We start from the raw sequence: 370 nt of genomic DNA, 5'->3' as shown, positions 1-370 counted from the left end.
GGGCCGGGGAGAGGAGGAGGATGGGAGAAAGTGTCGAGGACAAGGGGTCCAGACGCACAATCTCACGGAGACACGACATGAACATCGGATCGATCAAGCAGAACGACGCGGGCATTTTCATGGGCCGCATTTCGACGCTGGCAGTGGCGATGACGATCGCGCTGAAGCCGGTGCATTCCGCCAACCCGCGCGCGCCGCGCTACGAAATCCACGCGCTCACCCCGAGTCGGACGTGGGTGCAGGTCGGGGCCTTCTTCGAACTCACCTCGACCAACACCGGCGAGGCGTTCCTCAACGGCCGCATCGACGATCCCTCGCTGGCGCAGCCGCTCCAGGTCTCGGCGTTCCGCCAGGACGACGGCTCGTACAA

At 64.6% G+C, this 370-nt stretch carries 1 protein-coding gene; it reads left to right on the top strand.

Annotated features, from left to right (window positions below; translation table 11 throughout):
- Nucleotides 1–77: 77 nt before the first annotated feature.
- Nucleotides 78–370 (top strand): DUF736 domain-containing protein (locus OKA11_RS24535; RefSeq protein WP_267225260.1); only part of this gene is annotated, 293 nt, incomplete at its 3' end.

It is taken from the genome of Novosphingobium clariflavum, assembly GCF_026420865.1.
GTDB classification, from domain to species: domain Bacteria; phylum Pseudomonadota; class Alphaproteobacteria; order Sphingomonadales; family Sphingomonadaceae; genus Novosphingobium; species Novosphingobium clariflavum.
The sequence above is the reverse complement of the archived record's forward strand: the minus strand, read 5'-3'. Positions and strand labels throughout refer to the sequence as shown.